This window comes from Phormidium sp. FACHB-1136 (assembly GCF_014697375.1).
In the GTDB taxonomy this organism is placed as follows: Bacteria; Cyanobacteriota; Cyanobacteriia; order Phormidesmidales; family Phormidesmidaceae; genus Nodosilinea.
Genome location: NZ_JACJRS010000019.1, coordinates 27082 through 50921 on the forward strand (window position 1 = coordinate 27082; position 23840 = coordinate 50921).

Annotated in this window: 24 protein-coding genes; 13 read left to right on the forward strand and 11 right to left on the reverse strand. The window is 59.3% G+C overall.

All coding sequences use genetic code 11. From position 1 onward, the window contains the following. Nucleotides 1–6 precede the first annotated feature (6 nt). The 4 genes from H6G62_RS08020 to H6G62_RS08035 all read right to left on the reverse strand — a co-directional run bounded on the left by H6G62_RS08020 (nucleotide 7) and on the right by H6G62_RS08035 (nucleotide 3875). Nucleotides 7–1140, reverse strand: a complete 1134-nt coding sequence (locus H6G62_RS08020; protein WP_190493845.1) for an ATP-binding protein — start codon at nucleotides 1138–1140, stop codon at nucleotides 7–9. A 149-nt stretch (nucleotides 1141–1289) separates the two neighbouring features. Beyond that, nucleotides 1290–1463 (reverse strand): hypothetical protein, encoded by a 174-nt coding sequence (locus H6G62_RS08025; RefSeq protein WP_190493847.1) that lies wholly within the window; start codon nucleotides 1461–1463, stop codon nucleotides 1290–1292. A 121-nt stretch (nucleotides 1464–1584) separates the two neighbouring features. Beyond that, nucleotides 1585–2286 carry a response regulator transcription factor gene (locus H6G62_RS08030; protein WP_190493849.1) on the reverse strand — a complete coding sequence of 234 codons (702 nt, stop codon included), beginning with the start codon at nucleotides 2284–2286 and terminating at the stop codon, nucleotides 1585–1587. Between the two features lie 125 nt (nucleotides 2287–2411). Then, on the reverse strand, nucleotides 2412–3875 hold the full coding sequence (locus tag H6G62_RS08035) for a HAMP domain-containing sensor histidine kinase (protein ID WP_190493851.1): 1464 nt from the start codon (nucleotides 3873–3875) through the stop codon (nucleotides 2412–2414). 203 nt (nucleotides 3876–4078) lie between these two features. On the opposite strand from H6G62_RS08035, the gene H6G62_RS08040 reads away from it, so the two are divergent. From H6G62_RS08040 to H6G62_RS08065, 6 genes are all read left to right on the forward strand, one after another. Beyond that, the gene (locus H6G62_RS08040) at nucleotides 4079–5278 is read left to right on the forward strand and encodes a lipase (protein WP_190493853.1); all 1200 of its coding nucleotides are present in this window, start codon (nucleotides 4079–4081) and stop codon (nucleotides 5276–5278) included. 40 nt (nucleotides 5279–5318) lie between these two features. After that, nucleotides 5319–5900 carry a 5-formyltetrahydrofolate cyclo-ligase gene (locus H6G62_RS08045; protein WP_190493855.1) on the forward strand — a complete coding sequence of 194 codons (582 nt, stop codon included), beginning with the start codon at nucleotides 5319–5321 and terminating at the stop codon, nucleotides 5898–5900. 155 nt (nucleotides 5901–6055) lie between these two features. Continuing rightward, complete coding sequence (locus H6G62_RS08050; protein WP_347239310.1) at nucleotides 6056–7021, forward strand: sensor domain-containing diguanylate cyclase; 966 nt, start codon at nucleotides 6056–6058, stop codon at nucleotides 7019–7021. A 165-nt stretch (nucleotides 7022–7186) separates the two neighbouring features. Then, on the forward strand, nucleotides 7187–7870 hold the full coding sequence (locus H6G62_RS08055; protein WP_190493859.1) for a zinc metallopeptidase: 684 nt from the start codon (nucleotides 7187–7189) through the stop codon (nucleotides 7868–7870). Between the two features lie 195 nt (nucleotides 7871–8065). Beyond that, nucleotides 8066–8851: a glutamine amidotransferase gene (locus H6G62_RS08060; protein ID WP_190493861.1), complete on the forward strand. Its 786-nt coding sequence runs from the start codon at nucleotides 8066–8068 to the stop codon at nucleotides 8849–8851. 111 nt (nucleotides 8852–8962) lie between these two features. Beyond that, on the forward strand, nucleotides 8963–11149 hold the full coding sequence (locus H6G62_RS08065) for a potassium channel protein (protein WP_199324828.1): 2187 nt from the start codon (nucleotides 8963–8965) through the stop codon (nucleotides 11147–11149). 76 nt (nucleotides 11150–11225) lie between these two features. Here H6G62_RS08065 and H6G62_RS08070 read toward each other — a convergent pair whose 3' ends face one another. Continuing rightward, nucleotides 11226–11618 carry a DUF2358 domain-containing protein gene (locus H6G62_RS08070; protein ID WP_190493863.1) on the reverse strand — a complete coding sequence of 131 codons (393 nt, stop codon included), beginning with the start codon at nucleotides 11616–11618 and terminating at the stop codon, nucleotides 11226–11228. 199 nt (nucleotides 11619–11817) lie between these two features. On the opposite strand from H6G62_RS08070, the gene H6G62_RS08075 reads away from it, so the two are divergent. Continuing rightward, nucleotides 11818–12297, forward strand: coding sequence for a hypothetical protein (locus H6G62_RS08075; RefSeq protein ID WP_190493865.1), 480 nt, complete (start codon nucleotides 11818–11820; stop codon nucleotides 12295–12297). On the opposite strand, the gene truB is transcribed toward H6G62_RS08075, so the two are convergent. Next, nucleotides 12294–13193: a tRNA pseudouridine(55) synthase TruB gene (truB, locus tag H6G62_RS27740; RefSeq protein ID WP_190493867.1), complete on the reverse strand. Its 900-nt coding sequence runs from the start codon at nucleotides 13191–13193 to the stop codon at nucleotides 12294–12296. The two genes, H6G62_RS08075 and truB, sit on opposite strands and share 4 nt — an antisense overlap. A 288-nt stretch (nucleotides 13194–13481) precedes the next feature. Between truB and H6G62_RS08085 the strand changes: the two genes are divergently transcribed. The 5 genes from H6G62_RS08085 to H6G62_RS08105 all read left to right on the forward strand — a co-directional run bounded on the left by H6G62_RS08085 (nucleotide 13482) and on the right by H6G62_RS08105 (nucleotide 18709). Continuing rightward, on the forward strand, nucleotides 13482–14042 hold the full coding sequence (locus H6G62_RS08085) for an NUDIX hydrolase (protein ID WP_190493913.1): 561 nt from the start codon (nucleotides 13482–13484) through the stop codon (nucleotides 14040–14042). Between the two features lie 178 nt (nucleotides 14043–14220). Next, nucleotides 14221–15120, forward strand: a complete 900-nt coding sequence (locus tag H6G62_RS08090; protein ID WP_190493869.1) for a 3'-5' exonuclease — start codon at nucleotides 14221–14223, stop codon at nucleotides 15118–15120. 142 nt (nucleotides 15121–15262) lie between these two features. Beyond that, nucleotides 15263–16357, forward strand: coding sequence for an ABC transporter ATP-binding protein (locus H6G62_RS08095; RefSeq protein WP_190493871.1), 1095 nt, complete (start codon nucleotides 15263–15265; stop codon nucleotides 16355–16357). Between the two features lie 387 nt (nucleotides 16358–16744). Continuing rightward, nucleotides 16745–18004 carry a hypothetical protein gene (locus tag H6G62_RS08100; protein WP_199324829.1) on the forward strand — a complete coding sequence of 420 codons (1260 nt, stop codon included), beginning with the start codon at nucleotides 16745–16747 and terminating at the stop codon, nucleotides 18002–18004. Nucleotides 18005–18244: 240 nt separating this feature from the next. Beyond that, entirely contained in the window at nucleotides 18245–18709 is a 465-nt protein-coding gene (locus H6G62_RS08105; protein WP_242051883.1) for a L,D-transpeptidase, read from the forward strand. Nucleotides 18710–18748: 39 nt separating this feature from the next. Here H6G62_RS08105 and H6G62_RS08110 read toward each other — a convergent pair whose 3' ends face one another. Further along, nucleotides 18749–19309 (reverse strand): pentapeptide repeat-containing protein, encoded by a 561-nt coding sequence (locus tag H6G62_RS08110; protein ID WP_190493875.1) that lies wholly within the window; start codon nucleotides 19307–19309, stop codon nucleotides 18749–18751. A 460-nt stretch (nucleotides 19310–19769) separates the two neighbouring features. Between H6G62_RS08110 and H6G62_RS08115 the strand changes: the two genes are divergently transcribed. Further along, nucleotides 19770–21140: a peptidoglycan-binding protein gene (locus H6G62_RS08115; RefSeq protein ID WP_190493884.1), complete on the forward strand. Its 1371-nt coding sequence runs from the start codon at nucleotides 19770–19772 to the stop codon at nucleotides 21138–21140. A gap of 14 nt (nucleotides 21141–21154) precedes the next feature. Here the strand turns inward: H6G62_RS08115 and H6G62_RS08120 are convergent, their stop codons facing one another. The 4 genes from H6G62_RS08120 to H6G62_RS08135 all read right to left on the reverse strand — a co-directional run bounded on the left by H6G62_RS08120 (nucleotide 21155) and on the right by H6G62_RS08135 (nucleotide 23816). After that, nucleotides 21155–21646 carry a YajQ family cyclic di-GMP-binding protein gene (locus tag H6G62_RS08120; protein WP_190493886.1) on the reverse strand — a complete coding sequence of 164 codons (492 nt, stop codon included), beginning with the start codon at nucleotides 21644–21646 and terminating at the stop codon, nucleotides 21155–21157. 85 nt (nucleotides 21647–21731) lie between these two features. Beyond that, complete coding sequence (locus H6G62_RS08125) at nucleotides 21732–22136, reverse strand: MAPEG family protein (protein ID WP_199324830.1); 405 nt, start codon at nucleotides 22134–22136, stop codon at nucleotides 21732–21734. 9 nt (nucleotides 22137–22145) lie between these two features. Continuing rightward, nucleotides 22146–22649, reverse strand: coding sequence for a DNA recombination-mediator protein A (locus H6G62_RS08130; RefSeq protein WP_190493888.1), 504 nt, complete (start codon nucleotides 22647–22649; stop codon nucleotides 22146–22148). Between the two features lie 93 nt (nucleotides 22650–22742). Continuing rightward, nucleotides 22743–23816, reverse strand: coding sequence for a DRTGG domain-containing protein (locus H6G62_RS08135; protein ID WP_190493890.1), 1074 nt, complete (start codon nucleotides 23814–23816; stop codon nucleotides 22743–22745). Nucleotides 23817–23840 lie beyond the last annotated feature (24 nt).

Sequence of the window (23840 nt, forward strand, 5' to 3'; positions counted from 1 at the left end):
TAATCATCATTCTGGCTTGACACCTCCACTATGGCCACAGGGCAGCACAACGCGAACGGTGGTTCCAGCTTCAGCGGTAGATTCAACCGTCAACATTCCCCCGTGGGCTTCCACAATGCGCTGGACGATGGCAAGGCCCAGGCCATTGCCCCCCGCCTTGGTGGTGAAAAAAGGTTGCCCCATCTTGTCTAGCACCGCTGGCGGAATCGGGTCGCCGCCATTGTGGATGCTGACCCAGAGGTGATGGGGTGTGGGGCCAGGGGCAATGTGCCACGTCACCGACTCCCCAGGGGGGATGGCCTCACAGGCATTGCGTACCAGGTTGATGAACACCTGCTTAAGTTTGTCCACGTCGCCCAAAATCCAGGCTTCGGGGAGGTCAGACCTAAACACTAGCGACCGTCCCTTGGCCATGGGCAGGGTGGCGAGATGGTTCTTGAGTTGCTGGGCAAAGGCGACAAAATCAAAGGGGAGGGTTGTGAGGACGGGTTCGCGGGCGTACTGCAAAATTTCGTTGAGCAATTGCTTGAGCCGATCCGCTTCCTCTAGGGCGAGGGATAGCCGTTGTTGGGCACGCTCTGGCAGGGCCATCTCCCGAAAGGACTCTAGCCCCATCAGAATGGTGGTGAGGGGGCTACGGACTTCGTGGACAATCATGGCGGCGAGTTCGCCAATTTCCGCCAGTCGTTCGGTGGCGACCTGGGCTTGTTTGCGTTCGGTAATGTCTCGCACCATGGAGATGATGCAGTGTCGTCCCTCCAGCGACACCACCGCCGCCGAAATTTCGGCGGGCACCGCCACCCCCCGTTTGGTCATGCAGGAGAGTTCGTTTGTCCAGCCGTGGCCCTCCTGCAATACCGTCCGGCCAAAGGCTTGGAAGGCCGATAGGTCATGGGGATGAATGGCGGAAACGGCCACCGTGGTCAGCAGTTCTTCGTGGCTATAGCCCAACATCTGGCTGGCCTTTGGGTTGGCTTCCAGGAAGCGGTCGGCCTGGGGGTCGATTAAGAAAATGGCGTCGTTGGAATGGTGAAAGATGGTTTGCAGCCGTTGTTCGCTCTCTGACGGTGATCCATCAACTACGGCTGACGCATCATCGGCCCATGATTCCGACCGTTCTCCTGGTGGCCCTATGGTCATGGCGTACCCTAATGTGTGGCCCAATGGCTTGGGCTACCATGGTAACAGATCACAAAAATGGCCCAAGCCCTTAGCTAATCTTGACTTGAGCCATTTGAGTTTGTCCTAGGTTTGGGCATAGCGATGATGGCTACGGCCCAAACCTTAAGCTAGGATCCACGCTGGTCGCGGTTGTAGTCCACCAGTTCTCCCAGGCTAACCATGCCGTCGCCATTTAAGTCTGCGACTGGATCGTGGATTGTGGTTTGGGAGGCCATCGCCGCTGAGGCCAGGGTCAAGCTGGAGATCAGAATCGTCAAACCAGAGATGATAGTCCGTTTCATGGGGTTCTCCTAGGGAGGGAAATGTCCCTCGTGTTGTGTGTGGTTTACAGTTCCCATGGTGCGGGTCTGGCCTGAGTCCTCCCTAAGCGGCGGATAGACGATTGCCTAGAATATCGTGAGATTACGCTGAGAAAGCGGCTTCTCGCAGCACATAGCCGACGCCGCGCACGGTTTGAATCAGGCGGGGTTCGCCCTCGGCCTCTAGTTTGAGGCGCAGGTAGCGAATATAGACCTCGATGATGTTGGAGTCGCCCATGAAGTCGTAGCCCCACACTTCTTCGAGGATGCGGTCGCGGGTGAGCACCTGGCGGGGGTAAGTCATCAGGTAATCCAGCAGGTCAAATTCCTTGGCGGTTAGTTCAATGGATCGCCCATTACGAATCACCTGGCGGCTTTTGCGGTCTAGGGTGAGGTCGGCATAGACTAACTGCTCGGCCTCCTGGGGCTGGAGGGAGCGCAGGTGTGCCCGCACCCGTGCCATCAGTTCTTCGATGCTGAAGGGTTTGATCACATAGTCATTGGCTCCCGCGTCTAGCCCTTCCACCCGGTCGCTGATGTCGTCCTTGGCCGTCAGCAAAATGATCGGGATCTTCGATCCAGTTTGGCGTAGGCGACGGCAGACCTCCACCCCGCTCAGTCCCGGCATCATCCAGTCCAAAATAATCAGGTCGGGCGCTTGCTCACGGGCCGCCATCAACCCCGACAGACCATCGTGGGCCACGCTCACCTCATAGCCTTCGTAGGTCAGTTCAAGCTGCACAAACTGGGCCAGGTTCGCCTCATCCTCCACCATGAGAATCTTTGCTAGCGTCTTTGCTGTCATCGCCTGCCTTGCCTCCTGTGGATTCATGGATACTTGATGAATGGATGTTTGATCAATGGATACGAAATCCGACTGGTTTTCCCTGGGTATCAGTGGGCGAGGAGACCTCGCCCCTACGGTCTCTGCTACCCTGCCGAGGATCGGGGTAGCGCAATGGTAAAGACGCAACCCTGCTGGGGCTGGGATCGCAAACTCACCTGGCCCGCCATCGCCTCCACCAAGGATCGCACTAGGGTCAGCCCCAGGCCGGTGCCGCCGCCCTGGCGAGATCGGTCTTCATCCACCCGGTAGAAGGGGTCGAACACCGCCGCTTGATCCGGCTCTGGAATCCCCGGCCCTTGGTCGTGGATTTGCACCAAGGCCCAATCCGGCTGGCCCAACACCTGCACCCGAATCGGCTGGTGGGAATAGCGCAGGGCATTGTCTAGCAGTTCCACTAAGGCCGCACACAGCCTCTCCCGATCCACCAGCACCACGGGGGATATGCCTGGAGCCTCCAGCCGAATTCGCGACGGGCCATCGGTTGGGTCATCCGCCTGATCCTCAGCCAGAGCGATGGCAGCTTTGACGATATCCACCAGGTCGGCAGGGGCCAGGGTCAGGGTTCGCTGGTGGTTGTCGAGGCGGGCCAGTTCCAGTAGTTCCGTCAATAGGTGGATGGTGCGGTGGGTTTCGGCGGCGGCAATTTCTAGCCCCTGGCGCTGGGGTGGGGTGAGGGTATCGGCTCGTCGCAGGGTGCTGTCGAGATAGCCCTGCACCAGGGTCAGCGGTGTGCGTAGCTCGTGGGAAATGTCGTTGATAAACCGCTTTTGCTGTGCCCAAGCCTTGGCCAGTCGGGTCAGCATCAAATTATAGGTCTGCACCAACTCGGCCACCTCCGTGGGGGCGGTGGGCAGGGCAAACGAGTGATGGCCTAGGGTTTCCGCCGTCACCTGGCTGGCGAGGTGGTTGATCTGGCGAATGGGCCGCAGAGCACGACGGATATACCAGGTACAGACCAGGGCGAGGAGCGCCACCATCACCAACCCCGTTAGCCACAGCATCCGAATCAACTGCTGAAGCCCTTGGTATTCCGCCGTGATGTCGTTGGCCAAGTGCAGGGTAGCGGCGGGGAAGCCCTCCATCGCCAACGGCTCGGCACAGACCACAAACACCCAGGTTTGAATCGGCTGGATCGCGATGCCTTCCGCCATCGCCTGGGTAAGCAGCGCCTCAGCCACCCCAGATCCCTGCCACGATCCCATGGTGAGCGTTTCCGACTGGGCCACCACATCCCCCGCCGAAGTCGTCACCCATAGGGCCAGATCCCCGGTGGTGCGGTGATTGATCACCTTCTGCATCGCCATTTGAACAGACATCTGATCTGCGTAGTGATCCACATCCTCCCGAAAGCGGGCCACCACCAAACTGGCCTGATGAACGTGACTATCCAGCAAAATCGCCTGGGTACGCCAGCCCAGCCACCCAGTTAGCCCCGCCATCGCCACCAGCGACGCCAAAACCACCCCAGCGGTGAGCCTCACCTGAAGCGAGTTGAGGTCAACCCAGCGTTGGAAAAAGGTGTGTAAGCGGTGCCCTACCGTGGCCATGGTCGCCCCAGGAATGGTCAAAGATTCGCTAACCCTAGCGCCTCATGGGTTTAAACCTAGCAACCCCACCTGAGAGTTTCCTGATAAAATCAGGGCAATTTGCAGGCTATTGGGCCTAGGCATCGCCATTTTTGCGAGGGATGATCAGCATGGCGAGATGGCAAAATCGTACAGATGTTGAGTCGAATGGATTTTAATATCGAATGGATCTCAATGCTGACAAAATTAATCGTCGCCACTTTTTGATGGGCGGTGTAGCGGCGGGTAGTGCGGCCACCTTTGGCACTGAGTCCATGCGTCGGCAGCGGGCCGCCGAGCGACAGGCGATGATTGATGCCTACGCGGCCCAGTTCTATAACCCCAACGACATCATCCAGGCGGCGGTGACGGGCGATACCCGCATGGTGGAGGAGTTTCGGGCCATCCAAGACTCGGCAGCGTTTCCGGCCCCTCCCATTCCCTACAACCGCGAAATTTCCAAGCGACTGATTTTACTGAGCCGCCTTGCCACTCAGCAGTACATCACCGGGCGCAACGACCCCACCTACGACGGCAACCTTCAGCAGTTATTTGACTATGACAAGAGCCTGGATAAGTACCGCTTGGTCACAAATTTTCGCGGCCAGGAACGCCAGGTTAACGACACCGTGGAAATTCAGATTCCCCAGGAGTTGATCGACGACCCCACCCTGATCAACAACCCCACCGCCTTAGAAGACGGCCTCTCCCAAACCGAAGATGTCATCCGCACGGGCGTGACCACCGCCGTCAGCGTGGGTCGCCGCATTGAGGTGTTTTTCGGCTTTTTGTTGGAATCTGACGACGACAGCATCCTGGTGTTTCGCGGCACCCAGCGCACCTCCGAATGGATTGGCAACATCTACGCCGTGCAGCAAGACTACATCGACCCCAATACCGATCAGCCCATCGGGCGCATCCACACCGGATTTCGCCGCATCGCCGATGGCATCATCAACCCCTTGGCGGTGGATGCGGTGCGCCAAATTAACCCCAACAAACCCTGCTACGTGTCCGGTCACAGCCTCGGTGCGGCTCTGGCGACGATTTTGGCGTTGGATATTGCCCTCGCCATGCCCACACTTCAGTCCCAGCTTCAGGTCTATGTCTATGCCACGCCCAGGGTGGGCAACCCCAACTTTTCCCGTAGCTATGCCCAAATTTTGCCCAACAGCTACCGCATCACCAACCTAGCCGACCCCATCCCCACCATGCCCCCCACCCGTCTGCGGGCGGAATTTGTCCACATTGGCGAAGAATGGGCCTTCCTTAGCCAGGGCGGCGACATTTTGCCCAACCACATTGTGGACACCTACCGTCGCGCTATCAATGCCGAAGTGGAAAGTAACCAGGGTCGAAATTTTCCCCTATCAGGGTTAGCCTAGACCTAGTGTCGAACGCCCTGTCTTCCCCCACCCGTGCCCCGTGCCCACTCCCGCCGAACTCAACCGCGAAGCCAAAACCGACCTGCGTCGCCGCCTGCTCCAGGCTCGGCAAAAAATCCCTGCCCAGGTGTGGCGACAGAAGAGCGACCAAATTTGCGATCACCTCGACCACTGGGACTATTTCCGTCGTTGCCGCGTGATTCTGGCCTACACCAGCTTCCGCCAAGAACCTGACCTCAGCCCCTTGACGCAGCGCCATGCCTACTGGGGCCTGCCCCGCTGCGTGGGGAAAGACCTACATTGGCACCTCTGGACAGCCCAGAACCCCTGGCCCCTCACCAAGGGAGCCTACGGAATTTTAGAGCCTCACCCAGAATCTCCTGAAGTGGATGCCAACCTGGTGGATTTAATCCTAGTGCCCGCCGTCGCCTGCGATGTGAAGGGCTATCGCCTGGGTTATGGGGCCGGATACTACGACCGCATGTTAAGCCAGCCGCCCTGGCGCACGGTGCCCACGGTGGGAATTGTGTTTGAATATGCCCGCCTGCCCAGCCTGCCTAGGGACGTTTGGGATCGGCCTATGCGAGGCATCTGTTCGGAAAGTGGCCTATTTTTGTCCTAGCTCTTTTGGGGGCGATGGGGTGGTGAATGGGGTTGGGCCTAGGGGGCTGGGTGCGCTGTTCCCTTCCCCTGTCCACCCATCTCAATTTGTGTCTAATTTAGCGTTTGGAACCCAAGTAGGGCATTACTAGACTATGTTTCATCATGGGTAAAAGCGTGTTGATCCGTCCTGATGCTGATCTATTCCCAGACTTTAACGCCGCTGCCAAGGCCGTTTTGACCTACCTTCAGCAGACCTTGGGCTTTGGGCTGTGGATGGTGACCCGCACCGAGGGCGAAGACTGGATTGTGCTCCAGGCCCAGGATCAGGGCTACGGGGTGAAACAGGGGGATGTGTTTCGCTGGACAGATTCCTTTTGCTCGCGCATGGTGGCTGGGAAAGGCCCTTGCATTGCCCCCAATTCCATTTTGGTGCCCGCCTACGCCGAGGCTCCCATCGCCGCCCAGGTGAAAATTGGAGCCTACGTGGGGGTGCCCCTGGCTACCGAGGATGGCACCCTGTTTGGCACCCTGTGCGCCATCGACCCCACCCCCCAACCCGACGCCATTACCGAACATCTGCCCCTGATTGAACTGTTGGCCAAGCTGCTGAGTTCCATCCTCCACGCCGACATGGCCGCCGCCGAGCAAGCCCGCCGCGCCGACCGCCTCCAAACCGAAGCCTTCACCGATGCCCTCACCGGGCTCTACAATCGCCGAGGCTGGGATCAACTCATGGCCGAAGAGGAAGAAAGCTGCGCCAACTATGGCTTTCCCGCCTGTGTGGTGGTGATTGATTTAGACAACCTAAAGGTGGTGAACGATAGCCTGGGCCATGCCGCCGGGGATGATTTGATCCAACGGGCGGGGCAAATTTTGAGCCAGGAAACCCGCAAGCACGACGTGGTGGCTCGCATTGGTGGCGATGAATTTGTGGTGCTCTGTACCGAATGTTCGACTATCCAGGGGCAATGGCTGGCCGAGCGGCTTCAACGTGCCCTCTTCAGTGGCCAGATTCAGGCATCCGTGGGGGTGGCTACCCGACACCCCAGCCGAGGGCTCAAAGCCGCCTGGGCCGAGGCCGACCACGCCATGTACCAACAAAAACGCGGGAGTAAGCGCGTCCCCATCCCACCCCATTGAGATACCTCAACCCAGGGGTGCTGAAGACCGTCCGGGACAGTCGGTTTGGCGATCCTTCGGCTTTGGGAAGAGACTGCTATGATTTCTGTGATTTAGATGATTTGATGTCCCCATGGCCTAGGTCTCGGTCACCGGGCCACCCCATCCCCCATTCTGAGCAGCCCTATGTTCTACTTCGATCCGATTTATCTGTTGCTGATGCTTCCCGGCATGGCCCTGATGTTCTTAGCCCAATCCAAGGTCAAGGGCACCTATCGCCGCTATTCTCAAGTGCAATCCACCATGGGGATGACGGGAGCCCAAGTGGCCCAAACCATTTTGATGAAAAAAGGGGTCAGCGGTATTCGCATCGAACCCGTGGCGGGCGAACTCACCGACCACTACGACCCCAGCGCCAAGGCTGTGCGGTTGTCCGAGGGGATCTACAACTCCACCTCCCTCGCCGCCGCCGCCGTGGCCGCCCACGAATGTGGCCATGTTCTGCAAGATGTGGAAGGCTACAAGTTCATGAACCTGCGAGCGGCCCTCGTTCCTGCCGTAAACCTGGGTTCTCGCCTTGGCCCCATCTTGATTATGGCAGGGCTGATTCTCAATTTCCTCAACCTCGCCTGGATCGGCATCTTCTTCTTTGCGGCGGTGCTGCTGTTCCATGTGGTCACCCTGCCCGTAGAATTTGACGCCTCCGGTCGCGCCCTCCGCCTCATCGACGAACTGGGCATCCTGCAAGGCGAGGAAAACAAAGGCGCTAAGGCCGTCCTCAGTGCCGCCGCCCTCACCTACGTGGCTACGGCCTTCTATGCCTTCCTCAATCTGCTGTACTACATTGTGTTGATCAACCGCCGCCGCTAGTCATCCAGGGATTCGTCTTCTATCGCCCCGGTTTCTCACGGGTGCAGAGACCTTTGGATTGGCTCAGGGTGGGCTGTTTCAAGCCAGGGCTTAGGCTAAGGTAGGGAGAGTCTTAAGGTCGGGATAGCCTACCGTTAGGGCGATTCCCGATCCTTTCAGCCCATTCATAATTTTTGGCCCATTGACTCCAGTTCTATGACCCTCCAACGCTCGCCGCTGCCGATTTTGACCCTGGTTCATCAGGCTACTTCCACCCCTGGGCTGGTAGGGGCAATTTTGGCGGAGATGGGCTATCGCCTGGATATCCGCTGTTTGGCAGTGGGGGATGCGTTGCCGCCAACCTTAGATCACCACAGTGCCGCCATCGTGTTTGGTGGCCCCATGAGCGCCAACGATGATCACCTGCCCTTCATTCGCCAAGAACTAGACTGGATTCCTACGGTGGTGACCGCCCAAAAACCCTATCTGGGAATTTGCCTAGGGGCGCAGTTGTTGGCCCGTACCCTAGGGGCGAAGGTGGCTCCCCACCCCGATGGTCTGCGGGAAATTGGCTATTACCCAATTACTCCGACCCCAGTGGGGCGAACCTTCCTGCCCCGGCCCATGCTGGTATATCAGTGGCACCAGGAGGGCTTTGAGGTACCCCAGGGTGCCCACCTGTTGGCTAAGGGAAACACCTTTAGCCATCAAGCCTTTGGCTACCAGCGGGCCTATGGGCTGCAATTTCATCCCGAAATTACCACCACCATGGTGAACCACTGGACGACGGAGGGGGCCGATCAACTCGCCTACCCCGGTGCCCAGGGCCGCACCTACCACATCAGCCACCATCGCCTCTATCGGCAATCGGTGGAGGGATGGCTGCGGCGATTCTTGGCCCAGTGGCTAACCACACCTACTCAGGCGGAACGGGCTTGGGGGGAGTGCCACAGTCCCAGCCACGCTCAGTCCATGGCCTATCGGGATAGATCTCGGGCCTAGGGATAGCGTTGCAGAATACCGCTGCAAATCCCGACTTCGGACTATGGTGGAGGAGGTTCTGCGCCGTCTCCCGTGGTGGCCAACCGTTGCCTGAGTCCTGGGTGAGTATCCATGCCAGATCGAGCGGATCCTATCTCTGCGATGCCCCCAGGGGATTCCTCTGCCGATTCCTCCGTAGCGTTCTCTGCCGATTCCTTGGGGCATTCCTCCATCGACCCCGATCCGGCCCCGGCATCGGGGTCGGCAGCACAGGCCGCTTTTTTAGTCTGTGGGTTAGGGAGTTTGGGCCAGCATTGTGTGATCAATCTGAAAACCTTTGGGGTACCCGTATATGGAGTGAATGACGCCCAACCGGAACAGTGGGAAACCGCCCAGGTTCCCGATCTCATCGACCATTTGGTGATTGGTGATTGTCGTTCTAGTGAGGTGCTAGAACGGGCGGGGGTACACCATTGTCGGGCGGTGTTGCTAGTCACCCAAGATGAGCGGGTGAACCTGGAGGCGGCCCTAACGGCGCGGGTACTGAACCCCCAGGTGCAGTTGGTGATGCGATCAGGTCAGCAAAACCTGAATGACCTGATGGAGCAACAGTTGGATCACTTCGTTGCCTTCGAGCCCACCCAACTGGCGGCCCCCGCCTTTGCCCTAGAGGCACTGGGAGACACCCTACTGGGCTACTTCACCCTAGAGGGCCATCGGTTTCAGGTGGTGCGGCAGCGGCTAGAGGCGGGTCATCCTTGGTGTCGCCATCGTCCCCTGCACGAACTGAACAGTCGCCAGCGGCGGCTCCTGTCCCACCATCGGCCCCAGGCTGGGGATGAGAAGGTCTCCCCGGCCCAGGTGAGCCCGTCGGCTCTGTTTTATGGCTGGCAACCCCACGACCTCCTCCAGCCCGGTGATGAGGTCGTCTGTTTGGACTGTGATAGTCCCCCTGTGCAAGCGGCTTCCCCGATGGCCAGGGAGGATCAGGGGCGCTTGGCGCGGCGTGGCCAAAAGCGGGGCCAAGGGCAGGGAGATGGGCCAGCGATCCACCAGGGGGCTCAGTGGACGGCCCTCCGAGACCGCCTAGTGCGTTGGTGGCAGGGGGGCGAGACACCTAACCCCATTCGTCAGGTGGCGATGCTTTGCGGGGGAACGGTGGCGGGGCTGTGTCTACTGGGCACGGCCCTGCTGGATGCCAATGCTCCGGCGGAAATGTCCCGCTTTGAAGCTTTTTTGCTCACCTTCATTACCCTGTTTGGTGGCTACGGCGATGTCTATGAAACCCTGGCCGAGTTTGATCACCCTCGTCTATTGCAAAGCTTTGGGGTGGTGTTGACCGTGGCCGGGGCCGCCTTTGTGGGGGTGCTCTATGCCCTGTTGACGGAAAAGCTGCTCTCCCTGCGCTTCGAGTTCATGGAGCGGCGTCCGCCCGTGCCGGAACGGGATCATGTGGTGGTGATCTGGCTGGGCCGGGTGGGGCGTCAGGTGATCAGCCTGCTGCAAGATCTAAAGCAGCCCGTGGTCGGCATCATGCCCCAGATGGTCGATACCGACCTGCTGCCCACCATTCCCCTGCTGACCGGGGACATTGCCACCGCCCTAGAACGGGCCAACCTGGGCACCGCCAAAAGTGTGGTGGCCGTCAGCGATGACGAAATTCAAAACCTAGAACTTGGCCTCATGGCCCACCGCCTCAATCCCCACTGCCGCGCCATCATTCGCACCTACGACCAGCGCTTCACCAACCGGGTGGCCCAGATTTTTCCCTTTACCCAGGCGATTTGCGCCTCGGCTATTTCCGCCGAAGCCTTTGCGGGAGCCGCCTTTGGCGAGGATGTGATTGCCCTGTTTCGGCTGCATCACCAAACGGTGCTGGTCACCCAATACACCATCGAGGCCCACGACACCCTCAACGAGTTGCTGCTGTCGGACATTGCCTATGGCTACGGCGTCGTGCCCGTTTGGCACCAGCGGCCAAATCACACAGGACAGGTGATGCCCTCGGAGGACACCGTGCTCTACCCAGGGGATCGCCTGGTGGTGTTGGCCTCCATCCAGGGGTTGCGCCGCATCGAGCAGCGACAACTGGCCCCCAAGGTCTGGGCGGTGGAGGTAGAAGCCGCCCTCACCGCCGATGCTGGCTTTGATGGAGCCTCCGAAATTGCCCGCATCACGGGGCTCAATCTAGGTACTGCCCGCCAGTTCATGGCCCAAATCCCAGGCACCATTCCCCAGCCCCTCTACCACCACCAAGCCCTGCGGCTGGTGCGTCACCTCCGTCGTGTCCGTGTGCAGGCTAGGGTGGTGTCATTCTAGGGTGGCGTCATGCTTGGGATGCGACCCACAACAGTGGTGCATGGAACCTGGTAGCCTGATCTGTCGTCTAGGGGTTCTAAGTCTGGCCCTTTTGGCCAAATACCTGTTGCAGAACGGCCCAGCGAGAACAGTCCCAATGGTCGATGTGGGCACAAATTTTGCCCGCGTCATTCAAGGTGAGTTCGCTACGTCCGGGGATACCCATGGCGGGCTTCCAGGGCAGCGGCGCGACCCAGTTCAAGGTCCAGCGGCTGTGGATGTGGTGGGGGTCAACGTACTCAATGGCGTGGAGTTGTAGGTCAATGGCTTGGAACCAACGGGTGATGAAGCCAATCATCTGCTGGTAACGCTGAAGGCCACGAAACTCGTTGAGGGGATCCTTAAAATACACATCCTCCGCATAGAGGTGATAGCTCTGCTGGTGGGGAAAGCGCTGATAATCTTGGCGCAGTTGTTCTAATACATCCATGGTGATTCCGACTTGATTAGGGGGACGCTGTGGCTTTGAACCCGTTGGGCCGATCCACCGTTGGGGGCCGATCCAGTCTGATACAAGGGCGACTTCCGGAGGGCTTGATGCAGGGGGCAAGGGGCAGGATTCAGAGGGCAGAATTCAACAACTTCAATATCGACAACTTCAATAACCGTGTGATTGTGAGGCATGAATCATGATGATGACAAAGTTTAAGGGGCGCTCGGCAGGTTGGTTAGGATTGGCCGCTTTGGCCACCGTGGTTGCGGCTTGTTCCGCCCCTGCCACCACCGCTTCTTCAGTTACCGAAGCGACGACCACCACCCTGCCCCCCTACCTCCCCGATTGGGAGGTGTACGACATCGTGGATGACGCCAGCTTTGACCTGCCAACGGGGGAGTTAACCCCCTTTAGTTTGGCGCAATCGCTCCTGCAAGAACCAGAAACCTGGGAGTGCTTTCGGGTTTCCCAGGTGCGGGTGGAAGCTCTGGACGACGGTGGCATGGCCGTTCTCGCCACCAAGGTGGGCCTGTGTGATGATTCGGTGGCCGCCATTGAGCAGCGCATTGATCTGACCCTCACCGAGACGGGCTGGGCCTTAGATCAGGCGGGGCAACGCTTCGGCTGCGCCAGACCCGAGTTTGCCTGGGCCGCACCGGGCACCCTTTGTCCCTAGGCCCAGGGTTTTAAGACCATCTTGGCCTTCAGGATGGGTTCCCCGTCCCGCCATTCCAACTGGCCAATGCCTAGGAAGTCGCGGCCCTCGGCGGACAGAATGCGGTAGGGCTGATCGGCCTCTAGGGGCACCGGGGGCGGAAACTTTTGACCCTGCTGCCAGCGACGGGCCAGATCGGTGTCTAGGGGCAGGGTTGGCAGATGGGTGAGGGCCGATTCTGGGGCATGGAGTTGGATGGTCTGGCTCTCTACCTGCTGCTTCACCTGATCGAGGGTCAGACTGGAGGCCAGATCAAACCCATTGCTGCGGGTGCGGGTGAGGTGGGCGAGGGTGGCCCCCGTCCCTACCTGTTGACCCAAATCGCGGGCCAAGGATCGGATGTAGGTACCGGGGCCACAGTCCACCGTTAGGGTGAGTTCGGGATAGTCTCCCGGTTGCCAGCCCTGCACCGTGAGGCGGTGGATCACGACGGTACGCGGGGGCGGCGTCACCACTTGGCCTCGGCGGGCCAAATCGTACAGGCGCTTCCCCTGCACCTGAATGGCGCTAAACACCGGGGGCACCTGGGCCAGAGTGCCTACAAACTCCGGCAGGGCCGCTTGGACGGTCTCTAGGGTCAAATCCGTGGCGAGGCAATGGCTCAGCACGTCGCCCTCTAGGTCGTCGGTGGTGGTGGTCAGGCCAAAGCGAATCACAGCTCGGTAGGCTTTGTCTGCCGCCAGGTAGGGTAGCAGCCGCGTGGCCCGTCCCACCGCTAAAGGCAGCACCCCCTCAGCCAAGGGATCGAGCGTGCCGCCATGGCCCACTTTGGGAGTGCCCAACAGCCGCCGCACCGTCGCCACGCAATCGTGGGAGGTGACCTGACAGGGCTTGTTTAAGTTTAAAAAACCGTCCACAGCGACTTCAACGCCCTACAGCTAACGACCTGACCTAAAACGACCTAACCTATATGCGGGAGTTTGTCGTAGCCGCCACCGAGATAGATGGTCTACGTCATGGGGTTAAGTTCTGCAACCGTTTCAGGCAAACCCGATATTAGCGTGATTGCGGTCTCTAGCCCAGGCTCCAGCCGCAGCAGGGCCAACCGTAGGCAAGTACAATAAGCATTATGCTCAATGCTGACGGTCATGTCAGCGCTCTTATCAAAACCGTCTCCCCGACCATCCCGCACCCTAGGCAACCCTATGCCCCTCGGCCACGAACCTCCCCAACTGCTGAAACGGCGCTTATTCTACGAAGGCCGTAAGTTCAACTTTGAGGTCAATCGTCTGCGTCTGCCCAACCAGGCCGAGGGAGAGTGGGAATGTGTGCGCCATCCCGGCGGTGCCCTAGCGGTGCCCCTCACCGATGATGGTCGCCTGATTTTGCTGCGGCAGTATCGGTTTGCGGTATTGGGGCGGCTGCTAGAATTTCCGGCAGGCACCATCGAACCCAACGAATCGCCAGCGGAGACCATTCGCCGCGAAATCCAGGAAGAAACGGGCTATGCCGCCACCACCTGGCTCCCCATCGGCACCTTTCCCCTCGCTCCGGGTTATTCCGACGAGTTCATCTATGCTTTTCTGGCCACCGACCTGGAACCCGTGGAGGCCGTGGAGGGGGACGAAGACGAAGATATGGAAGTGGTGTTGATGACCCCGGCCCAGTTTGAAAAGGCCATCATGGCCGGGGAAGCCGTGGATGCCAAAACCATCGCGAGTTTTTTCCTAGCCAGACCCTTCATCGCCAAACTAACCGATTTTTAGCGTTCTCTCCCAGCGCAACCTACGGCGACATCTACGACAACTGGCGGAACTTGGGCGGCGTTTAGGGCACCGGGCCGAAGCCTGGGCAGCTTATAAGCAAGGCTCAGGGGCGTGGGCGGCGGGAACGCTGGCTGCGACTAAAGCCCCATGTTGTGCATTGACCTCAGGGAGGATCGCTGTGTTTAAGTCCGTGGGTCAGCGGGTGTGTGCGTTTGACTTGGAATGGGTGCCCGATGCACCCTCAGGGCGGCGAGTGTATCGGTTGCCGGAGATCCTACCCGATGGAGAGGTGTTTCAGGTGATGTGGCAACAGGGCGGAGCCACGGAGGAGAAACCTCGGCCCTACCTGAAAACAGCCCTGTGTCGGGTGGTATCGGTGGCGGCGGTGATCCGGGAACAATCCCGTAAGGGCGAGGTGACGCTGCGGCTAACGGCCCTGCCCAAGCACCTCGACCAGCCCATGGCAGAAGGGGAATTAATCGCCACGTTTTTGGGCTACGTGGGTCAGCAAAAGCCCCAGTTAGTCGGGTTTAACTCCCACACTTCCGATCTACCGATTCTGCTCCAGCGGGGCATGGTCACGGGCATTGCCGCTAAGGATTTTTGCCATCGCCCAGACAAACCCTGGGAGGGCATCGACTACTTTGCCCGCCACACCGAGGCCCACATCGACATTAAAAACCTGGTTAGCGGTTGGGGCATTGGCACCCCCTCTCTGCACGAGCTGGCGGCGGCGATGGGTATTCCCGGCAAGATGGGCACAGACGGCAGTAGCGTCGTCGATCTCTGGGTGGAGGGCAACCTGCGGGCCATTGTGGAATACAACCACTTTGATGCCCTCACCACCTATCTGGTGTGGCTGCGAACGGCCCTGTTTGCGGGCTTTTTTAGCCCTGAGCAGCACCAAGTGGAGGAAGACCGAGTACGGGATCTCCTGCATCGACGCATTGCAGCGGGCGACCAGCATTTGGCCCAATATTTAGAGCAGTGGAACCGCTTCCAGCCCCAGCCCGCCGATACCGTGGCCATTGACCTCTCCCCCATTACCGAGGTGGCGATGGCCGAAATAGCGGCCTAATGGTTCAGCAAGATAGGGCGGCGGGTCGGTAGAACATCAAGCCGATAGGATGGTGAGGGTTAATGCAAACCATCGTCAATAAAGGGTAGGATGTCTGGCAGGGTGGGCCTTACCTTCCCCGTTGCCCACAGTGACTCACGCGATGACTTCCCAGGATATTCTGCGCCTTGATGCCATTACGAAGCGATATACCCCCCATGGCCCCCCGGCGGTGGACGGGGTGAGCCTCGGGTTGTGCCAGGGCGAGATTTTGGCGTTGCTGGGGCCTTCGGGTTGTGGCAAAACCACCCTGCTGCGGCTGATTGCCGGGTTTGAACACCCCGATCAGGGCACCATCTACCTGGGGCAGCAGCCCGTCTGTGGCCCCTGCTGGATCCCCCCAGAGCGGCGGGATGTGGGCATTGTGTTCCAGGACTATGCCCTGTTTCCCCATCTGACGGTGGAGAAAAATGTGGCCTTTGGGCTTCAGTCCTTAGTTCGTCTGGGCAGTTTGAACCCTAAGCAGGTGCAGGCCCAGACCCAGGAATCCATTGCCCTGGTGGGGTTGACTGGGTTTGAGACGCGCTTTCCCCACGAACTGTCTGGCGGGCAACAGCAGCGGGTGGCCCTGGCCCGTGCCCTGGCCCCTCGGCCCACGATTATTTTGCTGGATGAACCCTTTAGTAACCTAGATGTGCAGGTGCGGATCCATCTGCGCCAGGAGGTGCGAGATGTGCTGAAACAGGTGAACGCCTCCGGGGTCTTCGTTACCCACGATCAGGAGGAAGCCCTCGCGATGGCGGATCAGGTGGCCGTGATGCGCCAGGGACGGTTAGAGCAGTGGGGCAGCCCCGAAATGGTCTATACCGCCCCCGCGTCCCGTTTTATTGCCAGCTTTGTCACCCAGGCCAACTTTCTCCCGGCCCGCCGCACCCCCCAGGGCTGGGAGACCGAATTGGGCACCCTGACCCAGGTGATCCAGGCTGATGGGCTCCCTCCCGCCGATACCCTGGCCCAGGGGGAGGTGATGATTCGTCAGGAAGATCTGGCCCTGCAAGCGGTCGATCAGGGGCTGCTGCACGTCAAAAGTCGCCAGTTTTTAGGTCGAGAATACAACTATTGTCTCGCTACTCCCTCCGGGCACACCCTCCACGCCCGCCTACCCATCAGCCAGGTTATCCCAGTGGGAGGGCAGGTAAACCCAGTGATCCCACCCCACCCGCTGTGGATCTATCCCAGCCCAGCCCCGGAGGCCTGAGCCCGCATCGCACGGGGAGGATTTAGAAGACGTGCGGCCATTGTCCGGGTGCATACCGCAAAAACACGGAATAGCTAGGGTACTATACGAAAAGAAGCATTAACTGATATAAATACTGATATAGCTATTCTTTGACGGGTAGGTATACCTCAGCAATATCACCCCTGAGACATTGGGGGTTGAACCCTTTGACAGGGCTGCATCTCACCGAAATTCGATTGATACGTCACTGATCCTGGTCACTCATTCTAAATTAGCCCAGCCGTCCTAGCGGATTTTACTGATGAGGTGAGTGTTGCCTAAGACCTCAATACGCCCGTGTTGTGTGCCCCCCTGTGACCCGTTGCGACCCCCTTTGCGACCACTGATGCCTCTCCGGTGATTGCCATGAGCCCCTGGGATTCCCTTGATTCTTGGTCTGACTACTCGAATCGCCCTCCCGCTAGTTTGGAGGAGACGATTTATCAGCATTTTCAGCAGTGGCGGCGGCAGGAAGCGCCCCACGAGTTGCTGAATCGGTTTCGTCAATTGCTGACCCAAGGGGACAGCTACCCCGATGCCACCGTGGCGCGGGCCTTGTTTGCCCTGGCGAAGGAGCCCAATGCCGAGCGGGAATTTAAGTACGTCCTCAACCGCTGTTGCTATACCCTGATTAATTTCTGGTATACCCAGCCTCGGGATCACTGGGCGATTCCTGAACTGATTGGGTTGTTTGACCACAACTCGGCCCCCGCCAATGCGCCCGATGTGCGGCGGGTTCAGGCTTTGATGAAGTCCTTTGCGACCAGTGACCAGTATGCGGCCCTGGGGCGTTTGGCTCAAATTTTGAGCGCGCCAAAGCGGGGATCCGGAACTCAGGCCGCCGTGGAAGAACAGCCCCTCGGCTACCGGATTTCCCACTATCCCTTTCTGTATCATGGCAGTTTGCTCACCAAGGATAGCGACCAGGAGCAGGCGCAAAACGTCGGCGATCTGCGGCACAAGGCTGAGCTAAAGTTGGCGGTGAATTTGGCCCGTTACCACAGTGGCCTAAAGCAGCGGGGTGAAGATCGGAGGCTGGCTAGCCCAACCCTGCTGCCCGCCGCCGATTTTCAGCAGGCCATGGGCTACTACACGGGCAAGGTTGATGGCCACCGCGCCCAAAGGGACTTGGCCTCCTGGTTTTCCACCTATAGCAAAACCGCCCGATCCTTTGGCCGTTTTAAGGATGAGTTTGTGGATTATTTGATCGGGCCAATTGCGGCCCTTGAACCCAAATACAGCGGCAACCACTTTACCCGTAATCTGCGCCAGCATCTCTACGACACCCTGCCCCAGTTTGATGACCAACCCATCAACGACTTTATCCTGGTGGAAACCTGCCGTCAGGTGCTGAATTTTCTGGTGGTGGATAACCCCAAAAAGCCCGTTTTCCGACGCTATTGCCACCTGATCGAGGACATTGGCCACACCCTCACCATGGGGCTGTTGCTGCGGATTGTGCTCTTTTGCGCCAAAGCCAAACCCTGGTTAGAGCGGCGCTTTTCGATTCTGTTCAATCTGCACGAACGCCGCCTGTGCAAAGAGGTACCCTGGCTGGTCACCAGTTTGGAACATGCTAACCTAGCACTTATCACTAACTTCAATGACGTTGGCTACCAATTTTAGGTAGGAAAAATTTCCAGGAACAGTGTTTAGGAACGGTCTGGCATGGGACAATCTCGCATCGATCTGCCTGAGACAAAACAACCCGGTGCCCAATCCTGCTCAGTCACCCCCGATTTCCCCTCTAAAGCCGGATGGCGGTGGAGGGGTTTGCTGGCTGGATGTTTAGGTTGGAGCCTTTTGGCTGGGCCGAGTTGGGCTTTGTTATCCCCAGTGCCAGCCCCCCTGTCCACAGGAGGGGAATTGCGGTCAGCAACCCCGCCCTTGCCACCGCTGGGGGAAGCGACCGACCACTTGCCGCCGAGGGTCGATCCGATCTATGCCAGCCATGTGGTGCTGCGGCTGTCGGATCGTCGCGTGTATCTCTATGATGGCGACCAGCTATGGGTGTCCTATCCGGTGGCGGTAGGGCGCGAAGGCTGGGCCACCCCCACCGGGAACTTTATGGTGCAGCGCAAACAGGCCGATCCCACCTGGCGGCATCCCTTCACCGGGGCACTGGTTCCCCCCGGCCCAGACAATCCCCTCGGTCGTCATTGGGTGGGCTTTTGGAGCGATGGGAATAATGTGATTGGTTTCCACGGCACCCCCCAGGAGGAGTTGATTGGGCAGGCGGTGTCCCATGGCTGTGTGCGGATGCGCAATGCCGATGTGGCGGAATTCTTTGAGCGGGTGCAGGTGGGGACTCCGGTGGTGGTGGAACCCTAGGCGAGGTGGGTTGGTTCTAGTTTGTACCTGTCATGATCCCTAGTCTGTGCCTGCCATGATCAGGTCGAAGCCGTAGTCGATGTAGGTGGCGTTGGGCATGAGGGTACCGAGCAGATTGGCTCCGGTGAGGTCGGTGCCCGTTAGGTCGGCATTGCGTAGGTCGGCCCCTTGCAGGTTGGCTTGGCTGAGGCTGGCCCCGCGTAGATTCGCCCGCTTGAGGTTCGCCCCGCGCAGGTCGCAACCGCTGAGGGATGCATCCACCAATTGGGCATGGCTGAGGTTGGCCCCGGTCATCTGTGCCCCAGAGAGGATGGCTTGGTAGAGGTTCGCCGCCGATAGATCCACCCGGATGAGTTCGGCTCCGATCAAATTGGCCCGATGCAGGATAGCCCGGTGCAGACTCGTGCGATCTAGCACCGCACCGGGCAGAAACGCCCCCGCGCCGTTCACCCCTTGTAGATTGCATTCCACCAGTTCAATGAAGGGAAACTTCACATCTTTAAACGACAGATGATGCAGATCTAGGTGCTCAAACCGCAGATGGCCCTGGTTGTAGCGCTGGATGAGATCGGTAATGGAGAAGCGATTGAGCGGCAACATGGGTACACCACAAACACAGCTAAGGACGGCGACCACACCGCCGAGGCGAAAGACCCTTGAGTCCGCCGCCCTTGACCTGATAGGAACGAGTAGATGAGCGCCCTGGAGATATCCTTAGCACAGGTGGGCGGGCTACCGAGGAGGTCAATCCGACTGTCACAACCGCAACCAAGGATAACCATGCCGTTGGCCGCCAGGGTTGAGAGCCCGTGGAGATGCCCTACTTCCATACTATAGGTTGTACCAAGAAACCGAGATTCAACGGTTGCGAAGAATTTATTAAATTACCGAGGTACAGCGCTCTTGCACCCTTGGGGATCAAGGTCTGCTCCCCTGGAGTAGCCGTGGCTGAACTCCGAACCACGCGGGCCTGTGAAGGTACGCTTCATTTGCGCATCGTCCATCGGGAAGCAAGCTACACTGACCATGTCTGTGCCTGGGTAAACGGGAGATTGTGGCCATGGCTGGGGTGCCGCTGCCGGGGATCGATCTAATCAAAACCTTTGAGGGGTCTCATCTGGAGGCCTATCCCGACCCTAAAACGGGGGGCGCACCCATCACCATTGGCTGGGGTTCCACCCGCGACCGTCAAGGTCGTCCCTTCAAACTGGGAGACCGCATCACCCAGCAGGAGGCCGATGACCTGCTAATGGATCAAGTGATTCGATCCTACCTACCGCCCCAATCCCGCATCCCCGGTTGGGATCGCCTCAACGACAATCAGCGGGGGGCCATCCTCAGCTTTGCCTATAACCTGGGAGCCCAGTTCTATGGGGCCAACGGCTTTGAAACGATTTCGCGGGTACTCCGCAACCAAGAGTGGCACAACCTAGAAGCGGCCTTGATTTTGTATCGCAACCCCGGCAGTCGGGTGGAGGAAGGCTTGCTGCGGCGTCGGTTGTCGGAGGCCAATGTGTTTTTATCGGGCACTCCAGGGGTGTCCCTCAGTGCGGCGGGGCAGCGCTACCTCTCTGGAGGCCGCACCCGTGACCCCAACTCCCCCCTCAGCCGCGAGGCCCAAGCCTACCTGGCCAATCGGCCCCGCGTCACCAGTGGCGGTGCGGCGGCAGCCAATCCCCCGGTGTCTCCCGGTAGTCGGCCCCTGCGGCTAACGACGCCCTACCTGCAAGGGCCAGATGTGCAGCAGGCTCAAGCGGCCCTAGTCCGCTGGGGAGCCAACCTGGTGCCCGATGGCGTCTTTGGCCCCACGACCCAACGAGCCGTCATCCAGTTTCAGGCGGCCCAGGGGTTAGAACCCGATGGGGTGGTAGGGTCTCAAACCTGGACGGCTCTCCAGCGCCAGGTGGCCGTTCCGCCGCCGCCCGCTGTCCCGCCCCAGCCGCCTCGATCCTTGCCATCGACCCCAGCAACCGCCCCTAGCCTACCCCGCACCCTGCGGCTAACGCACCCCTTCACCACGGGGTCTGATGTGCGTGATTTGCAGCAGGCTCTAGCCCGGTCGGGGGTGGCCCTCGTGGTGGATGGTGTCTTTGGCCCCGGCACGGATCGGGCGGTCAAGTTGTTTCAATCAAACCGGGGGTTAGCTGCTGATGGCGTTGTGGGGCCGCGCACTTGGGCCATGCTCCAGGGATCGGCCACTCCCGCCGCCCCTACCGCCAGCCCCCGCGCCCTACGGCTTACCCACCCCTTTACCACGGGGCCAGATGTTCGGTTGCTGCAACAGGGGCTCACCCGATCTGGGTTTACCGTCGCCGATGATGGCATCTTTGGCCCCGGCACCGAACGAGCCGTAAAACAGTTCCAAGCCAGCCGTCGCCTCGTGGCCGATGGCATTGTGGGGGCACAAACCCGCGCTCGGCTGGGGCTTTAGATGAATGCCGGAGGTTAGCGGTAGTTCGTGAATTGCAGGGCTAGGGGCCAATCTTCCTGCTTCACCAACTGCATGGCCTGTTGCAGGTCGTCTTTGGATTTACCCGACACCCGCACCGCATCCCCTTGGATGGAAGCGGTCACTTTTTTGAGGTTGTCGCGGATCAGCTTCGACACCTGCTTGGCCATCTCCTGACTCATGCCCTTCTTGAGGGTAATCTGCTGGCGCACTCGGTTGCCGCTAGCGGATTCCACCACACCGTAGTCAAAAATTTTCAGGGACAAGTCCCGCTTCGCCGCCTTCTGATGCATCAGTTCCTTCACCGAATCCAGGCTCATCTGGCTGGCGGTTTCGATGGTGATGGTGTCGTTACTGAGTTCGATGGTGGTTTTGCTGTCCTTCAGGTCGTAGCGACTGGTGACATCGCGGCGGGTTTGGTCGAGGGCGTTGACCAGTTCTTGGCGGTCAAAGTCGCTGACAATATCAAAGGAAAACGTAGAGGCCATCGTGGAGGGTCTCCCAAATACCAACAATTTCTAACTACCGCGTTCTAGCCGTTGTGTTCTAACTATCGCGTGAATCACCACCAGCCTACAGGAAGGCGGCACGACAACTCAAGACATACAGGGTGAAGGTGCCCAGGTTGGCCAACCCAAACATCAGCGAACGCAACATAGGCACATCGGCAATATAAAACACCGGATACAGCGACCGGGCCACCAAATAGACCACCGTGGCCCCTAACGCAACCGAAGACTGGATCTGGGTGACGTAGGCCATCAATGCCGCCGGAGCAAAGAGAATCATCGACTCGAAGGCGTTTTCGTGGGCCCAGGTGGCCCGCTGAGCGTAGGGGGGCAACTGGGGCAGCATGGCACGAGGGGCAGATTTGTCGTAGCCCAGCTTAAAGCGGGCATAGCCCACGGCCAAGAAGGGCAGATACACAAGTACCGCTGCCAGGGGAATACTGAGCAGGAGAAAATCGGGCATGGCCATGACAATTTCCTAATCGAAGTAAAACAGCGTCACGATTTTACGCTGGTCTTCGGCATCCTGGCAGGTGCGCAGCAGGGTGTGGCTGTCGTGGAAGGCGAAACAGATCAACTGCTGGCAACGGGAGATAATTTCCTGGTTGCAGATGGAACTAGCCTCCGCCAAGGATAGAACATCGTTGGAGGGATTCTCCACCAGGTGCATCACGTCCTCCAGTTGATCCCGTGATTCGCGAGGCTGGCGCTCTAGGCTTTGGGGCAAAATTACCGTCAACAGGTTGGGATCGGCCTTCATCGCCCCCCGAATGGCCGCCGAATTCGTGCCCGTCGCGCCGGAGGTGATGACTCGGTTTCCCCCCAGCACGAGGGCATAGGTCATCAGCTCGATGAGCTGCTGATGGGTGATGGGCACATGGCGAGACCCCAGAATGGCCACTCGCTTAGAACCGGACTGTTGAATAGCGGCCAGTTCCTGGAGGAAGGTATCGACTTTGGATGCTTCGATAGACTGACTCAACGGCTACACCGATTAGGAGAAGACGGGCTTCATTGTATCAGACCCCTGTTCTCCCTGGGCAGACCTGGGCAGGGTTCTGGGGTAAGGTCGCCTCTAGCCCGCTGAGACGGGCAGTTTCAGGTCAATCAGGCTGAGCAGGCGATCTAGATCCAGATGGGTGGAGACTAAATCTTGGACGCACTGCACTTTGATGGGCTGATGGAGTCGTACTTGGCCAAACAGCTCGTCGATGCGCTCCACGGTGGAGAGGGTGTCGGAATCCACCGCCATGATGGGAATTTCGAGATCCGTGGCCCGCTCTAGGATGGGGGGAGTGGGGGGGATTTGCCCGGTCAGCACGAGGCACTGCGTGGAGGTTTCTAGGGCGGCAAACTGGATGTCGGTACGGTCTCCCCCGGTCACCACGGCCATGTTCAACCCCTTGCGGAAGTAGCGCAGGGCAGAGTTGACGTTCATGGCCCCAATGGTGAGGCTTTCTACCATCAGTTCCATGCGGTCGGGGCAGCACAGCACCTCGGCGTGCAGTCGGGCCACAATTTCTCCCACGGTGATGCTCCGCATGATGGGGGAACGGGGAAACAGCGCCAGCACCGGGATGCCTTGCTGTTCGAGGAAGGGCTGGGTAATGTGCTGGGCCGATGCTAGGCTGTCATCGGGCACATCGTTGAGGATTACCCCCACCAGATGACGCCCCAGTTGGGCCTTAGCCGCCAGCAGCCGATCCACCAGCAGGGGGGAATCGTAGCGGGTGACCAACAGCACCGAGGCATCAAGATCAGCGGCCATGCGCGGGAGGGATAGATTGAGCAGGATCCCCTCCGTGAGGTTACCGGGGCCTTCTAGCAGCAGGAGGGCTTCCCCCCGACTTTGGCTGTAGGCGGATAGGCTATGGTCAGCCAGGGTGCCCTGGGTGAGGCGCTGCTCCACCGACGCTTCGGTGAGAGAGGCCAAGGGGGGATAGTAGCGATTCGCGGGTAACTTCAGGGTTTCTAGGATGAAATCGAGGTCGGGATCGAGGGCGTTGTCGTTCAAGGCGCTACCGAGGGGTTTGCCAAAGGCAATATCCACGCCCATGGCCTGGAGTTTGAGGCCAATGCCCAGGATGGCTGCCGACTTGCCACTGTAGGGCTCGGTCGATCCAATTAATAAACGCTTTGAACTGGGCACGCCATCACTCCTTCACATGGGGGA

Coding starts and splice junctions, on each gene's coding strand:
- H6G62_RS08030 (WP_190493849.1), bottom strand. CDS start 2,286: ATGACAGCAAAGACGCTAGCAAAGATTCTCATGGTGGAGGATGAGGCG.
- H6G62_RS08100 (WP_199324829.1), top strand. CDS start 16,745: ATGAGCCCCTGGGATTCCCTTGATTCTTGGTCTGACTACTCGAATCGC.
- H6G62_RS08055 (WP_190493859.1), top strand. CDS start 7,187: ATGTTCTACTTCGATCCGATTTATCTGTTGCTGATGCTTCCCGGCATG.
- H6G62_RS08115 (WP_190493884.1), top strand. CDS start 19,770: ATGGCTGGGGTGCCGCTGCCGGGGATCGATCTAATCAAAACCTTTGAG.
- H6G62_RS08110 (WP_190493875.1), bottom strand. CDS start 19,309: ATGTTGCCGCTCAATCGCTTCTCCATTACCGATCTCATCCAGCGCTAC.
- H6G62_RS08025 (WP_190493847.1), bottom strand. CDS start 1,463: ATGAAACGGACTATCATCTCTGGTTTGACGATTCTGATCTCCAGCTTG.
- H6G62_RS08085 (WP_190493913.1), top strand. CDS start 13,482: ATGCCCCTCGGCCACGAACCTCCCCAACTGCTGAAACGGCGCTTATTC.
- H6G62_RS08040 (WP_190493853.1), top strand. CDS start 4,079: ATGGATCTCAATGCTGACAAAATTAATCGTCGCCACTTTTTGATGGGC.
- H6G62_RS08070 (WP_190493863.1), bottom strand. CDS start 11,618: ATGGATGTATTAGAACAACTGCGCCAAGATTATCAGCGCTTTCCCCAC.
- H6G62_RS08060 (WP_190493861.1), top strand. CDS start 8,066: ATGACCCTCCAACGCTCGCCGCTGCCGATTTTGACCCTGGTTCATCAG.
- H6G62_RS08125 (WP_199324830.1), bottom strand. CDS start 22,136: ATGGCCATGCCCGATTTTCTCCTGCTCAGTATTCCCCTGGCAGCGGTA.
- H6G62_RS08095 (WP_190493871.1), top strand. CDS start 15,263: ATGACTTCCCAGGATATTCTGCGCCTTGATGCCATTACGAAGCGATAT.
- H6G62_RS08120 (WP_190493886.1), bottom strand. CDS start 21,646: ATGGCCTCTACGTTTTCCTTTGATATTGTCAGCGACTTTGACCGCCAA.
- H6G62_RS08035 (WP_190493851.1), bottom strand. CDS start 3,875: ATGGCCACGGTAGGGCACCGCTTACACACCTTTTTCCAACGCTGGGTT.
- H6G62_RS08065 (WP_199324828.1), top strand. CDS start 8,963: ATGCCAGATCGAGCGGATCCTATCTCTGCGATGCCCCCAGGGGATTCC.
- H6G62_RS08020 (WP_190493845.1), bottom strand. CDS start 1,140: ATGACCATAGGGCCACCAGGAGAACGGTCGGAATCATGGGCCGATGAT.
- H6G62_RS08075 (WP_190493865.1), top strand. CDS start 11,818: ATGATGATGACAAAGTTTAAGGGGCGCTCGGCAGGTTGGTTAGGATTG.